This window comes from Gabonia massiliensis (genome assembly GCF_001403595.1).
Taxonomy (GTDB): Bacteria; Bacteroidota; Bacteroidia; order Bacteroidales; family Coprobacteraceae; genus Coprobacter; species Coprobacter secundus.
Genome location: NZ_LN877939.1, coordinates 138,586 through 153,312, shown reverse-complemented (window position 1 = coordinate 153,312; position 14,727 = coordinate 138,586). Strand labels below are relative to the sequence as shown.

Genomic DNA, 14,727 nt, shown 5'->3' with positions numbered 1-14,727 from the left:
AAATTAAGAATAAATAAAATTATCATGAAAACAAAAAACAAAAAATTTTGCTTAAATGTAAAATTCTTTTTTAAACGTCTTTGTTGTGTTGCAATCTTATGTTTATTATTGTTTGCTCCGGCATGTTCTGAAAATAAAGAAGATAATCCCATTGAAGGGATACCTCAAATTGACTGGGAAAATGTCCCTTTTGAAATTTCTTCTGGTGTGAATATCAGTTGTTGGATTTCACAGACAAATGTTTTGGGAAAAGATCGTCCGACAATAGAGAAAAAGCAAGCCGCTTATTTTCTGAGAAAGGATGTACGCAAATTAGCCGATATGGGGTTTGATCATATTCGTTTACCGGTAGATGAATCTGAGCTTTTCAGTGAAGATGGATCGTGGAACAAAGAGGTACGTCAATATATACATGATGCTATTGCATGGTGTAGCGAATGTAATTTAAGAGTAATTCTTGATTTCCATATTTTGCGATCACATTATTTTAATGATACCGAGAATATGACATTGTGGAAGGATGTGAAGGAGCAGGATAAGTTTGTAGCTATGTGGAGAAAGATAGTAGGAGAATATGGACAATACCCTGTAGGGCTATTGGCTTTTGAGCTGTTGAATGAACCTGTTTCTGGGGATAATCCTGACAATTGGAATAAATTATATATGAGGGTACTTACCGAGTTACGTAAGAGTCAACCAAATCGTTTGATTATAATAGACTCGGGTGATCATGCATCAATAAAGGGTCTTACAAGTTTGGAGGTTCCAGCCAATGATAAAAATTTGATGCTTACATTCCATTCTTATACTCCGTATCTACTGACACATTATAAAGCGAGTTGGCTTAAACTCAAAGATATTGAAGTGGATGTAAATTATCCGGGACAGCTCATAGAACAATCTGCTTTGGATAAATATGTTGATAATAAAGAACTGTATAATGTATTGCGTTATTATGGTATGGATAAAGATATCAACGGTCAATATACAACTTTTAAAGTTTATAATCAAGAAGTTTTAGAGGAAGGGCTGTCTGTTGCTTTACAAAAATCTCGTGAAACTGGGTTGAAATTACATTGTGGTGAGTTTGGTTGTATTGATGGGACAGAAAAAGATATACAAGTAGCTTGGTTTAATGATATGGTTACGATATTTAAGAAGTATAATATTGCTTTCTCTGTATGGGGATATAAATCGAATTTTGGGATATTTAATGAGAATGGAACAGTAAAAGATCAGCGTATTATTGATGCGTTGACGAAATAAAAAGTATAATAGTAAATAAACTTCTAAGTATGAAAACACAATCAATTTTTTTTATGTTGTTTTTAGGATTTAGCTTAATGACAATTTTTTCGTCAGAGGCAGTAATCAATCCTATTTCCGAGACTATTTATGTAGATGCAAGCGCAACTGGTACAAACGATGGTTCGAGTTGGTCAAATGCTGCTACCTCATTGGCTGAAGCTATAAAGTATGCAAACACAAATGATGCTGTGACAAAAATATTAGTTGCGGAAGGTGTATATATGCCGGCATACAAAGTCGTGGAAGGTGAAGGTACTGACCAAAAAGGCAAAGCAACTACAGATAGAGATAAAGCTTTTCTTATAACTCGTAGTAATTTATTGATAGAAGGAGGTTATCCTACAGGAGGATCGGATAAAGCAAATTTTAAGGATAATCCTGTTATATTGAGTGGTGATTTGGATGGAGATGGAGTCCTTTCGAATGGAGATGTTTATCATGTTGTCGTGGTATGTAATTCTTTTGGCAAAGACCTTACAATTAAAGGTTTTATCATCCAAGGGGGAAATGCCAATGCCTCAGGAGATGGAAGCATATATGTTGTAACGCAGAAAAATCTGTCACGTAAACATGGTGGTGGAATGTTCGTTCAGCGGGGTGGGGCCAATTTGGAAGATATTGTCTTTAAAAATAACAATGCAGCATCTTTTGGAGGAGGAGCTGTTTGTACAGAGGCTTCATCGAATATGGTATTGAATAATGTCGCATTTGAAGATAATAAGGCAAGTCAGGGCGGTGCGTTGAGTGCTGCATCTTCAAGTACTATTAGTGGGACGAATATGCTTTTTGTAAATAATTCGGCCCAAAAAGGAGGTGCTGTTGCTGCAATTTATTCTGGTACGATGACAGTGACAAATGCGACTATGTTTGGAAATTCAGCGTCATCAAAAGCTGGAGCTGCATATTATAATGGAAAAAAGCTGACCTTGCAAAATAGTATTGTTTGGAATTGTGGAGAAGGTGCTGTTGACGTAGAAAAAGAAAGCCAATCGATAACTAGAACCAACTGTTTGATTGAAGGGGAAGTTGGGGCTCAAGATCCGATGTTTGTAGATGTCGAAAATGGGGATTTCAGGTTGCAGGCAGGGAGTCCGGCAATTAACATGGGAGATAATGCATTGATTCCTGACGTTTCAGTTGATTTAGATGGACTGCCACGGAGTAGTGGCCCGGTAGATATGGGTGTTTATGAGTATCTGTTTGGCGGAGCTGAGCTAACGCCTGTTACTGTTGATTATGATGGTAAGGAATATAGTTTACAATTAAATGGTATGCCTGAAAATGCTGCAGATTTGTATACTTGTGAATATATAGGTAATGAGCCAAAAACTGATGCAGGTGAATATACTATTGAAGCAAAATTGACGGACAATACTGGAACCTATCCTCAGATTAAGATAACAGGAAAATTGATTATAAATAAAGCATCCCAAAGTATAATATTTGATGCTATTACTGATAAATATGTAGGAATGGATCCTGTTCAGCTGACTGCTTCTGCAAGTTCAGGTTTGGCTGTGACATTTACGAGTGATAATCCTTCAGTCGTTTCGGTCACTTCAGATGGCTTGTTATCGTTCTTGTCAGTAGGATCAGCCAATATCATTGCATCACAGACAGGAAATAATAATTATAAAGCTGCAGAAGATCAGATACAGGTAGTTAATGTATTACCGAATAATGTAATTTCAGTAGAAATATATGTAAATGATAAACTGTTTGGCATATTTGGCGAAACGAATAACATATATGATATATATTATTCAGTAGGAAAAGATAATATGACAGATGCTGTAGATGTAAAGCTTATACCGGCAGGAACGGGAACAATAACAGGTGATGAGATTTCTGAGGGGAAAATTTCTTTAGATGTGTCGAAACCATTAGTAAAGAATTATACATTTACTTTGACTACTGGTGATGGATCAAAGACGAAACAATATAATTTGAAAATAGAACGTTATTTTGAGTTTGATGCAATTGTAAAACAGCGTTGGAATAATACATTAGCAGCGGTAAATAATCCGGATAATAATGGTGGATATAATTTCACTTCTTATAAGTGGTACCGAAAAGCTGCAGGAGAGAGTGAATATAAGTTGGTAGGAACAGACCAGATTTTCTCTGCAGGAAGTGTTTTAGGAAGTTGGTTGAATGAAAAAGATGAATACTATCTGGAAGTGGAAGCCGAAGATAATTGGGGACTTTCTTTAGGTACATTAAGAACGGATAATGCTTTTCCTACATTGAAGGAGTTACATTTGAGAGCTTATCCTAATCCGGTAGCGAAAGGTACTCCTTTGATAGTGGAGCTTGATACTGAAATGGTAAAAACAGGAGCATTGGTAGAAATTTTGACTTTACAAGGTGTGAGGATGTATACAACTAAAGTTGTTTCAGAGAAAAATATAGTGGATTTACCTCAAAGTGAAGGTACTTATATTGTTCGTATATTTTCGACAGATAAAGTATTAAAGGAAATGAAAGTTATAGTTAAATAAGATTGGAAAATAAAACTTTTGTCCTTTTGGTGAAATTAAGTAAAGCAAAATAAAAAAGAGTTACAATGAAAAAGAAAATAATTATATTAGCTTGTTCTGGTCTTATAAGTGTTTTATCGGCAAATGCACAAAATGTAAAAGACCATGAGTTGTCTGTTTTCGGAGATTATGGTTTATCAACTTTAAATTATAATTCTTCTCTTGGTGATGTAAGAAATGGATTAGGAGGTTCTTTTGGTTTAGATTATACATATTATTTCTCTAAAAGTTTTGGGTTAGGAACGGGATTTGGAGTATCATTTTATAATGCTAAAAGCCAGATCGACTGTATGGATATAAGTTACAGAAGTCGTGATTTTGAAGGGAGTGATTTTATATTTCGTTCTGTGATAACTGATTATGAAGAGAAACAAAAAACAATGATGTTTAAAATTCCGGTTATGTTTCGATATCGGACTTCAAATGATATGTTTTATGCAGGAGTCGGTGTTAAGCTGGGAATTCCTGTAAAATCTACTTTTAAGGCGAAGAACGTAAATTTGAAAAATACGGGATTTTATGAATATGAAAATGTTGAATATGATTCCCCTGAATTTTTGGGTTTTGGAAACTTTAAACGTGATTCGGATGGAGATATTGATTTTAAATTAGCTTGTATTGTATCAGCAGAGTTTGGAATGAAATGGAAGTTATCGGAAAATATTGCTGTTAAAACAGGGGTGTATGTAGATTATGGAGTTAATAATATATATAAAGAGAAGCCTGGAAATATGTTTGTATCTTATAATAGTTTATCTCCGGAAAAGTTTGTTTGTAAGAGTGTTATGGATTCGAGATATACCGGTACTGATGGTGTTGCTATTGATTTTGTTGATAAAGTGATTCCTATTGCAGCGGGAGTAAAATTATCTTTTGTATTTGATTTGAGTAAATAAAATTTGTTTTTTGAAGAAAAAGTCTTTTGAGATATATCTCAAAAGACTTTTTCTTCAAAAGGAAATTTAGAATTAAAATTGTCCACTGAAAAACAGGATACACTACCTTATCCGGTAAGTATCTTAAATATTTCCGTCGGAGTTACATTTCACTTTCCTTAACAGCATCTTGAGAATTTCTCAATTCAGGCTGCGTTTCTCATCGTTATATGCCCCTTTTATCCTTGTTTCGAAAGGAAATTGTACACTTTTCCCTCATCCCAAAGTGAAAGGCGGGGACATATGACGGAGAAATACAAGACGAAACAAGAAATTACTTTTATCAGAAAATAGAGATAAGCTTTTAAACTTTGTAGTTGTAAATTTCTGTATTTAGACGACAAAAAGTATCTTTGCAAAATTTAAGCTGAAAATATATCCACGAATGAGCCTACGTTTTATGAGTCTGGCCAGCGGAAGTAGCGGAAATTGTTATTATTTAGGTAATAATGAATATGGACTGTTGATTGATGCTGGTATAGGGATACGCACAATAAAGAAGACACTGAAAGAAAATAGTATAGCATTTGAAAAAATTATAGGTTTGCTTATTACCCATGATCATGCTGACCATATAAAGTCAGCAGGATGTTTGGGTGAGAAATATGGAATACCGGTGTATACGACATCAGATATTTTGGCAGGGATGAACCGTAGTTATTGTATGTCTGAGAAAATATATAGTGCTGGGCGGATAATACACAAGGAAGTCGAGTTTACATTGCGTGATTTTGTAATTACTGCTTTTGAGGTCCCTCATGATGGGAGTGATAATGTGGGGTATTTTGTCCGATATGGAAATCATAATTTTGCTTTTGCGACAGATTTGGGGCATATAACAGAGCGAGTAGCGGGATATTTGTGCCAGGCTAATTATTTGGTGATAGAGGCCAATTATGATGAAGAAATGTTACAGCAAGGCTCTTATCCTTATTATTTGAAAAAAAGGATATTTAATGATCACGGTCATATGAGCAATGCTGCGACAGCCGAATTTTTAGCAAATAATATAAACGAACATCTGCGTTATATATTTCTGTGCCATTTGAGCCGAGAGAATAATCATCCTGAGTTAGCTTATAAAACTGTAGAATATAGTTTGTATCAGCAGGGCATTAGGGTAGGAAAAGATGTACAACTGATAGCTTTAAAAAGAAACCATGCGTCCGAATATTATGAATTTGAATAATTTTTCTTTGATTTTTTATAAAAATCTTTTGTTGGTTTCATAAAAAGCATTACTTTTGCAACCGCAACTGAGAGGTAATGACTCCGTAGCTCAGCTGGTAGAGCAAATGACTCTTAATCATTGGGTCGAGGGTTCGATCCCCTCCGGGGTCACAAAAGATAAAGAGAGTATAACTGAATTAATTAGGTTATACTCTCTTTATCTTTTAAAATATTGAGTTAAATAATATCTATATATAAGCAACGAGGGCTCAATGTAACCTCCAGAGTGCTTCATTGCTTAAGCATAAATTGGGGCCGGTCTGAACAGAAAGAAAGCCTTGTCCTTTACTCCCTTGAATTGTGAACGGAAACTCTTTATTTTAGCACTGTAAGATTCAGAAGCAGCATTGGCAGAACGTTTTTCAAAGAAGTGTATGGTTCCCAAATAATGTGTCCGTACGGATTTAGTCCCCCTTCCAAAAGCAAGGAAGCCGGATTTGTTCGCTTCATCATACCATCTTGCCAGTTTTTTTAAGCCGTATTCTTATGTTTGTGCTGGTGGTAAACCTCCCTAAGCCTTATTGAAAGATAATATGCCTTTTTTATATCAGGATATTCCCTGAACAGAATACCGACCACACACGTGTAACTCAGTCCATAACGATTCTTTCATGATAGAGGAGTATATGCTTCTTGCCAGCAACTGTTTTCTTGAATCCCCGTTCTCGAGTACCGGGACATAATATATCTTGCCCAGGCATATGCAATCTATATGCTTCAGAATGCTATCGCAACAAATGGTGAACGGGTAGAAAAACATGCGGTGGATGCCTGGATTGACGGAAGATGGACTGAGATTGTTGCTTCTACAAATATTGGTTATAGACGTATTCTCCGCTTTCCGGAAGTGACGACAGATAAACTTCGTCTCCGTTTGTTGGAATCTCGGTTAATTCCGGCGATTAGCCATATTTCTGCTCATTATTATGCAGCTCGTCCACCTCAACTGTGTATTAAACAGGATGTGAACGGGAAAGTAACTATCGAACCTGATAATTCCGGTTGGAATTATCGTAGACAGAATATGAATGGGGAATATAAAATTTATTATACGACTGATGGTCAATAACCTAACGAAAAAGCGATCGAATACCGCTCTCCGTTTATAATGGATCGTGGCGAAGTGAAAGCTGTGGCTATACTGAAAGGAGAGAAAGGAGCAGTTGCTACTGAACGCTTGGGATTAATTAAGAAAAATTAGAAATTGTTGGGGGCCAGCAGTGAAACTCAGTCTAATCCGGCAATAGCCGCTTTCGATGCTAAACCGAATACTTTCTGGTTATCGGGAAAAGGAGGAATGTTCCCCCTTTATTGGGCAATTGATTTAGGTTCATCGCAGACACTAAACGGTTTTGCTTACACTCCTCAAACCCGTAATTCGAAAGGTCTGATAGCAAACGGTATTATTAAGGTTAGTGATGATGGAAAAAGCTGGACTGAGGTGGAATGTTTTGAATTTGGTAACATAATCAATGATCCGAGTAAACGCTATCATTATTTCAAAAAAACGATATCTGCCCGTTATGTACGTGTAGAAGTAACAGAAATAGCGGCAGGCGATAAAGTGGCGTCCGTTGCTGAATTTGACCTGTTTTGACTAAAGAACCTAAGCTTGAGGGGGGGACAGGTCAGGATTATCCGGATTGGAGGTAGTGATAATTGAATATTTGTATCGGAGTATATAAGATCAATATCTCATTTCGATTCTCGGAGGGTAAAAATCGAAATAGGGTAGCTCAAAAGTTTGAAAATCAGTCTTTTAAGGCCGATTTTTTCATGTTTCTGTGCAATTTTATTAGTTTTGAGTTTTATATTCGGTAGGAGTAATTCCTGTAATGCGTTTAAATAATCTGCTGAAATGTTGGGATGAAGGGAAGCCTAAATCTTTAGCTATCTGGTTATAAGATTTGTTTGTTTCTAACAGTGATTTTTTTGCTATATTTATACATTTTATTTGTATATATTCATTCATTCTCATTCCGGTTTCATGTTTTAATAAATCTTCGAGATACGTATCAGACAGAGACAGTTGTGAAGCACAATATTTTGTCATAGACACTCCGAATGAATTTATTTGTCTGTTGAGAAGAACATTTTCAATGATTTTTTCGACTTTATTTATAATTTTTTTGTTGATTTCACTCCGTGTGGTGAATTGTCGTGTGTAAAATCGTGTACAATAATCCAAAAATATTTCAATATATTTAGATATAAGCGCTTTGCTATAAATGTCTATAGACCAGAGAAGCTCCTTTTCTATATCTTCCATACACCTACAGATATTTTTTTGTTCACGGAAAGAGAGGTGTAATGCTTCACTTTTTTGGTAGTTGAAAAATGTGTAATTGCCGATATTCATTCCCAATGAAGTTCCTGTAATAAATTCGGGATGGAAAGTCAATAACCAACCCTTTGAATGAAAGATTTCGGCTCTTTCTTTTATTTCTATTGTTTCTCCAGGAGAAAAGAAAAGAATAGTACCGTCAGAAAAATCACATTTTTCCCGTCCGTAAATAAAACTTTTGCAAAAACTTTCATTTAATAGTGCTGCATAAAATCCCACCTTTAGGCAATCTAATTGTCCCCAATTTTTAGAAGAGAGGTTAATGATACTTACTAAAGGGTGAAGAGTCTTTTTCCCTAAAATGCAATTACACTCATGTACCGTATTTAGATTTAATGTATCTGTTTTCATTTTACGTTATGTGTAGTCTTTACACAAAAAAGTCTTGTTACATCTGCAATTTTCTATATTCATTGGGCGTGTAGCCTACATTCTTTTTAAATATGCGATTGAAGTGTTGTGAATATTGAAAGCCTAAATCAAAAGCTATCTGGCTGATGTTTTTTTCTGTTCCAATTATCATTTCTTTTGCCAAATCAATAATCTTGTTTTGTATATATTCTTGTGCGGTTTTTCCCGTTTCTTTTTTTATTAGGTCTCCAAAATAATTGGGAGATAGAAATACTCTGTCTGCAAAATATTTTACAGAAGGAAGGCCGTCTGTTTGAGGTGCATTACTTTGAAAATAGTCGTCAAGTAAAGCTTCGAATTTTACTAATACATCTTTGTTTTTTTCTGAACGTGTAATAAATTGCCGTTCATAGAAACGCATGCAATAGTCTAGTAGAAGTTCTATATTTCTAGAAATAAGCCGTTTACTATGTTTGTCAATTGGATGATAAAGTTCCATTTTTATTTTTTTTAGGCAATCTAAGAATATTTCTTTTTCTTCTTCTGATAAATGTAATGCTTCGGTTGAGGCATATGAGAAAAATGAGTAATGTTTTATTTCTTGTCCTAAAGATGTACCTTTAATCAAATCGGGATGAAATAGTAAGCCGTGGGCACTGGGTTGCGTTCCTTCGGCCATTTCTGTCTTTACGACCTGTCCGGGAGCGAAACTGGTAACTGTGCCTTCTTGGTAGTCATATATTTGCCTTCCGTAACGAATGTCTCCACACTTTGTATTTTTTAGAAAAATGGCATAAACACCATAGTTTAAAGTAAAATGTGTCGGAAATTGTGACGCTTCTGACAAATCGACGACACTGACTAATGGATGTAATGTTTCGAGGTGAAACAGTTTGTTGTATTGGTCTACAGTATCCAATTTGATTACTTCGCTCATATAGTTCAAATTTTTGGTGTGGTACAAATGTAGAGAATAAAATTATATTATATATATTGTCTTATTGATAATCAGTAAATAAGTTACAAATGTCTGTAATATATACACAGCCAATGTTATTGCTGTATTACTCTATTGAGCGAAAAAACTTTACGAAATAGGATGCAGGTAAATGTGGATATGTAGACAGAGATGTGGAATTCTGTATTTAAAATGAGGGTTGGCTGATTTGGTAGAAAAATAGAATAAAAATATGTTCTATTTAGAATGAAAATGGAATTATTTCTTAAAGATAGAACATAAAAACGTAAAGATTGACCTTGTAGGTGGTAGATTATTAGTCTTCCTTTGTAATTATTTTTATATTATATAATAAACTTACTTATGAATAAAAAATTTACTTTTATTATTGCAGTGTTGTTGGGAGTAATGAGTGTCACTTATGCTCAGACTATAAAAGGTGACTTTGATGCTCCTTGGGTGAAAGATACAAAAGGTAATGGTGCATTGCCAGGCATGTATTTGCGTCCTGGCATTCAGCCACAAGGATGGGAAGCATCGAATGTACATCAGAAAGTTCTTATATCTGTTCAGGAGACGCTTGTTACTCCGGATGATGATTGTTTTGGAAAAAGTGATGGTTTTTCTGTAAAGATGGAAAATAAATCGGTAGGTGCAGTGGGTATTACTTCTCCTGCACCTGGATATATAACTTTAGGTATTCCTTGGGTTTTTGCTGTAGCATCTCTTGACCAATGTGATGGAGGAACAGTTGGGGGTATTGAATTTACAGAACGTCCAGATTCTTTGGTGGGATTTTATAAAAGGACGTTGGCAGAAAGTTCGAAACCGGAAGATGCTCTTATTTTGGCTTATTTATGGAAGGGAACATGTGTATCGACGGTTCCGGTAAATCCGACAGGAGGGTTTTCTTCGAAAGAAACAACAGAGGTGAAAGATCAGGATATATGTATTCTCGGTAAAAAATCTCCTGATAGTGGGAATGCTCAACTTATTGGTAAAGCTGAGTATGTCGTTACTGGAGAATTGAAGGATTAGAGTCGTATTTCAGTTCCGGTCGAATATGAGAATGGAAATATGCAAACTCCGGAAAAGGCGAATATTATCATTTCTGCCTGCAATTATTGGACTCGTAGTAATATTGGTTCGGGAAATGCTCTTTGGGCAGATGATGTAAAGTTTATTTATAATACGAAATTAAAATCAGTAACTTTAGGTGGAGAAATGTTGGAAAATTTTGATGAGGATGTTTTTGAATATTATCTTCCTTATGCTGATAAGGATAAGGATTTAAATGCTTGTCCTTATGGAGCGACAGCTACAGTCAAGGTAGAGGAGACAGGAGATTCTGAAGCTATTGTTAAGACTGTAATTGTGACATGTAACGAGACAGCAGGGAAAAAGCAGTTGACTTATACGTTCACATTTAGAGGAAAAGAGGCAACAATAACTAATCCGACGGAGGAACCAAGTTTTACTTATGGTGATAATATCGATAATCTTGGATTTATATCTAATAGTCCGGCTCCGTTTGTATATTCCTCAGATAACGAATCTGTAATCAAATATGATGAGCAGAGTGGTTCTTTGGTAGCAGTCGGGGTAGGGACAGCTAAAATAACCGCTTCCCAAAGTGGTACGTCGTCATATTCATCAGCCAAATCCGAGCCCTTGGTTGTGACGGTAAATAAGGCAAAATTGTTAGTTTCGGTAAAAGATGCGTGGTGTGAACGAGGAATATCGGTAAGCGATACATACCTTAAAAGTGGAAATTGTGGATATACTATAGTTTACGAAGGATTTAAAAATGGGGAGGATGAAGCTGTATTGTCTGCACCGGTGAAAGTTACCAGTAAGGCTTCGAAAGAGCCGGAAGTTGTCGGAGCTATCCGTTCAGTGTCTCTTTCAGGAGCAGAAGCAACTAATTATGATATTAGTTATGCACCAAATCAGACTCTTATAATAACAAAAACAACATTGTCTGTTTATGTAGAATATGCAGGTAAAAGTCTTAATACAAGATATGATTATAAAGAGATAGTAGCTCCGGTAGGGCTTGATAAATGTCCGTTACGTGTTTCATTTACGGGATTCCAGTATGACGATAATGTAACTTCGGTGTTTGGTGAAAACTTGCCTGTTGCAAATTGGAGTATTACTAAAGATGACCCCATAGGAACAGAGGGTACGGTTTCTCTTTCTATCCCGGAGATGGAGTATGAGAATTATGTGGTGAAAAATTGTATTCCGGATGATGGTAAAGTGATTGTAAAAGCAGCTCCGAAATTGGAAATTGCTGAGACGGAATTGGATGTAGTTTATGGTGAAGAACCTGTGACATTGACCATTGCTACTGATGAAGGAACAAAAGTATCTTATAAGAATAATGATTATGACATTGCTTCTGCACTTTCTGGGAAAGTGACGTTTAAACAAGCTGGAGAGACTTCTATTTTTGCTTATATTTCTCCCAAAGGAGATTTTTCAGGAATAGAGAAAGAAATAAAAGTAAAAATTGCGAAGGCTCCTTTAACGGTTAAAGCAAAAGATGTAAATCTTATAATTGGTAGTGATGTTCCTGAAATATTCGAGCTGGAGTATGATGGATTGGTCAATAATGATGACAAAGAGAAAGCATTTACAGTATTACCAACAGCGATATTGGAAAATGGACTTCCTTCTTCAGTAAAAGTGGGAGATATATTCAATATTATAATAGTTCCTGGAGAGTCTTCCAATTATAATGTCGATTATGTAGATGGTATTTTGACAATTGTCGAAAATACAAGTATTGAAAAATTAAATACGAATCAGGAGATATGCATATATACTACCGAAAGGAATCTTTATATTAAAGGCAATACGGAAAAATTACCTGTAAGTATTTATAATATGCAAGGTTTATTAGTGGCGAAATATGATGGGGATAGAGATGTAATTCCTTTAGAACTTGTTGAAGATGCGGTGTATGTAGTTAAGGTGGGAGCCTATGTAACTCGCATATTAATTAAATAGATGATTTTTTGATGTAATGAAAAGACCCTTCTAATTTGATAGAGGGGTCTTTTTATTATATGACTTTTAGACCAATAATCGAAATAATCAATGTTGTGATAAAAAATAGGCGTCCGAATGTTATAGGTTCATGAAAAAGAAAAATCCCCACCAATACGGTACCTACTGCACCTATTCCGGTCCATACAGGATAGGCGGTGCCTAATGGTAGCGTTTGTATTGCTTTGGCTAAGAGACACATGCTTAATATAACTGATGCAATAAATCCGATTCCCCACAGATAAAATTCTGTCCCTGCAGATTCTTTTGTTTTACCCAGACAAAAAGTAAAACAAACTTCTAATAATCCAGCTATAATCAATATAATCCAATTCATTTATTATTTCTTTTTATATGTTTGATGTTACAAAGTTAGTTGAGGAGTTTGTATATTTACTTTACATTTGATAAGAAATGATTATATAAAAAACAGCGTGGCAATTACTTTGGTATCTTTGTCGCGGATAAATTGGAGATATGGATATATATGAGATTATAAATAAGATATATTTGATGCCTGAAGCTTCTATAAATAAATTAATGACGAGCCTGTCGACTGTAGTTTATCCCAAAGGGTTTCGAATATTAGAAGCGGGTAAAATAGAAAGAAACGTATTTTTTATAAAAGAAGGGATTGTAAGAGCTTATGTTCTTGTGGATGGAAAAGAGTTGACTTTTTGGATTGGGCGGGAGGGTGATACCATAGTATCATTAAAAAGTTATGTAAATAATCAATGTGGATATGAGACCGTAGAGTTAATGGAAAACTCTGTTTTGTATGTATTGGAACGTAATGATTTATATGAATTGTTTAAGGAAGATATACATATAGCTAATTGGGGGCGAAAATTTGCCGAGTTAGAATTTTTGCAGACAGAAGAAAGACTTATTTCATTATTGTTCTCAACTGCGACAGAGCGATATGTAGCTCTATTAAAAAATAATTCAGATTTGCTACAAAGAATACCGTTGGAATGTCTTGCTTCTTATTTGGGAATTACACCTGTGAGTTTAAGCAGAATAAGAGCAAAGATGAAGCAAATCCGATGAAAAATTATGATATAATATGATATTTGTATATATGATAAAAATACAGAGATTAATTTTTTTTGTTAATACTCCTTCTATCTTACTCTGAACATGTATGAGAGAGCGATAAGTATATTCTTATTCGAGGAAGTAGCAAAATAATCTTTTTTGCGGTTTTTAAAAAAGTCTCCCAAACCAAAGTAGTATCTACTTTCTAAAAGGAAACTACTTCTCAATATTCTAAATTCTAAGCCTGCACCGGCAGTAATGCCATAATCGACCTTATTGGCTACTGGCATGGTATATTGTTGGGTTTCACGATTGGATGAAGTAAATGTTGGAGGATTATTTATATCGAAATTGCTTTTGTAGGAGTCAGATATAAAGAATCCTACTTGTGGCCCTAAATTTACAAATCCTCTGAAAAATTTATTTCCAAAAAAGATATGGCTCATAAAAGGAATTTGGATGTAATTCATCTTTCTTGAAAATCGATATGGTTCGTTTTCAAAATCTTCTTTCCAACCTTGTTGTGAAAAATTAGCTTCGACAATAAATCCGAAATGTTTTTCTTCGATATATCTGAAGGATAATCCACCCATATAACCGAGTAAAAGCCTTTCTTGTACTTTGGGTTGAAATGTAGTATTTGACAAGTTGGTACCAAATTTTACTCCAACCGAAATTTCAGGTCTGTAGTGTCTTTGTGCAGAAACTGATTGTATATTTAATGTGCATAACAATAAAAATAATCCAATTATATTATTTTTCATCTCAATTTTTGTTTATTTAATTGCGATACGTTCGATTGTATAATAGGGTGTAAAATGTACAAAATACAAGCTTTTATTTATGAACCCGCTCCAGCTATTAATACGTCTGAACTTGAAATCTGTTTGCAAACTGTTTGATGTCATATTCTCGATTTCCCTGTCGATATTTTTTCCATATCGGTGCAATGCTGTCAGAAAATATATT

The 14,727-nt window shown here is 35.0% G+C and carries 13 protein-coding genes, 1 tRNA gene and 2 pseudogenes; 10 read left to right on the top strand and 6 right to left on the bottom strand.

What is annotated here, in order from left to right:
• The first annotated feature begins 24 nt into the window (after positions 1-24).
• The 5 genes from BN2628_RS05555 (at position 25) to BN2628_RS05535 (ending at position 6,124) form a co-directional block, all read left to right on the top strand.
• The gene (locus BN2628_RS05555) at positions 25-1,266 is read left to right on the top strand and encodes a glycoside hydrolase family 5 protein (protein ID WP_055096437.1); all 1,242 of its coding nucleotides are present in this window, start codon (positions 25-27) and stop codon (positions 1,264-1,266) included.
• A gap of 29 nt (positions 1,267-1,295) precedes the next feature.
• On the top strand, positions 1,296-3,809 hold the full coding sequence (locus BN2628_RS05550) for a choice-of-anchor Q domain-containing protein (protein ID WP_082430139.1): 2,514 nt from the start codon (positions 1,296-1,298) through the stop codon (positions 3,807-3,809).
• 65 nt (positions 3,810-3,874) lie between these two features.
• A complete protein-coding gene (locus BN2628_RS05545; RefSeq protein WP_055096433.1) occupies positions 3,875-4,744 on the top strand; it encodes an outer membrane beta-barrel protein in 870 nt (289 codons plus the stop codon).
• Positions 4,745-5,168: 424 nt separating this feature from the next.
• Complete coding sequence (locus tag BN2628_RS05540) at positions 5,169-5,972, top strand: MBL fold metallo-hydrolase (RefSeq protein WP_055096431.1); 804 nt, start codon at positions 5,169-5,171, stop codon at positions 5,970-5,972.
• Between the two features lie 79 nt (positions 5,973-6,051).
• A tRNA-Lys gene (locus BN2628_RS05535) sits at positions 6,052-6,124 on the top strand.
• A 127-nt stretch (positions 6,125-6,251) separates the two neighbouring features.
• On the opposite strand, the pseudogene BN2628_RS17525 reads toward BN2628_RS05535, so the two are convergent.
• Positions 6,252-6,707: pseudogene (locus BN2628_RS17525) on the bottom strand (transposase); the annotation flags it as partial.
• Positions 6,708-6,725: 18 nt separating this feature from the next.
• On the opposite strand from BN2628_RS17525, the gene BN2628_RS17520 reads away from it, so the two are divergent.
• Together BN2628_RS17520 and BN2628_RS17515 are read left to right on the top strand one after the other, a co-directional pair.
• Positions 6,726-7,082: a hypothetical protein gene (locus BN2628_RS17520; protein WP_052431584.1), complete on the top strand. Its 357-nt coding sequence runs from the start codon at positions 6,726-6,728 to the stop codon at positions 7,080-7,082.
• Positions 7,083-7,220: 138 nt separating this feature from the next.
• Positions 7,221-7,610, top strand: coding sequence for a discoidin domain-containing protein (locus tag BN2628_RS17515; protein ID WP_257606404.1), 390 nt, complete (start codon positions 7,221-7,223; stop codon positions 7,608-7,610).
• Between the two features lie 198 nt (positions 7,611-7,808).
• Here the strand turns inward: BN2628_RS17515 and BN2628_RS05520 are convergent, their stop codons facing one another.
• Both BN2628_RS05520 and BN2628_RS05515 read right to left on the bottom strand, forming a co-directional pair.
• A complete protein-coding gene (locus tag BN2628_RS05520) occupies positions 7,809-8,708 on the bottom strand; it encodes a helix-turn-helix domain-containing protein (RefSeq protein WP_044230103.1) in 900 nt (299 codons plus the stop codon).
• 37 nt (positions 8,709-8,745) lie between these two features.
• Positions 8,746-9,645 (bottom strand): helix-turn-helix domain-containing protein, encoded by a 900-nt coding sequence (locus BN2628_RS05515; RefSeq protein ID WP_044230101.1) that lies wholly within the window; start codon positions 9,643-9,645, stop codon positions 8,746-8,748.
• 384 nt (positions 9,646-10,029) lie between these two features.
• Between BN2628_RS05515 and BN2628_RS05510 the strand changes: the two genes are divergently transcribed.
• Together BN2628_RS05510 and BN2628_RS05505 are read left to right on the top strand one after the other, a co-directional pair.
• A complete protein-coding gene (locus BN2628_RS05510) occupies positions 10,030-10,704 on the top strand; it encodes a hypothetical protein (RefSeq protein ID WP_052431582.1) in 675 nt (224 codons plus the stop codon).
• A 39-nt stretch (positions 10,705-10,743) separates the two neighbouring features.
• Entirely contained in the window at positions 10,744-12,681 is a 1,938-nt protein-coding gene (locus tag BN2628_RS05505; RefSeq protein WP_055096429.1) for an MBG domain-containing protein, read from the top strand.
• A gap of 55 nt (positions 12,682-12,736) precedes the next feature.
• Here BN2628_RS05505 and BN2628_RS05500 read toward each other — a convergent pair whose 3' ends face one another.
• Positions 12,737-13,057: a DMT family transporter gene (locus BN2628_RS05500; RefSeq protein ID WP_021930444.1), complete on the bottom strand. Its 321-nt coding sequence runs from the start codon at positions 13,055-13,057 to the stop codon at positions 12,737-12,739.
• 140 nt (positions 13,058-13,197) lie between these two features.
• Between BN2628_RS05500 and BN2628_RS05495 the strand changes: the two genes are divergently transcribed.
• On the top strand, positions 13,198-13,770 hold the full coding sequence (locus BN2628_RS05495) for a Crp/Fnr family transcriptional regulator (protein WP_055096427.1): 573 nt from the start codon (positions 13,198-13,200) through the stop codon (positions 13,768-13,770).
• A gap of 74 nt (positions 13,771-13,844) precedes the next feature.
• On the opposite strand, the gene BN2628_RS05490 is transcribed toward BN2628_RS05495, so the two are convergent.
• Together BN2628_RS05490 and BN2628_RS17510 are read right to left on the bottom strand one after the other, a co-directional pair.
• The gene (locus BN2628_RS05490; protein WP_055096425.1) at positions 13,845-14,522 is read right to left on the bottom strand and encodes a porin family protein; all 678 of its coding nucleotides are present in this window, start codon (positions 14,520-14,522) and stop codon (positions 13,845-13,847) included.
• 12 nt (positions 14,523-14,534) lie between these two features.
• A pseudogene (locus BN2628_RS17510) lies at positions 14,535-14,727 on the bottom strand (peptidase M23); the annotation flags it as partial.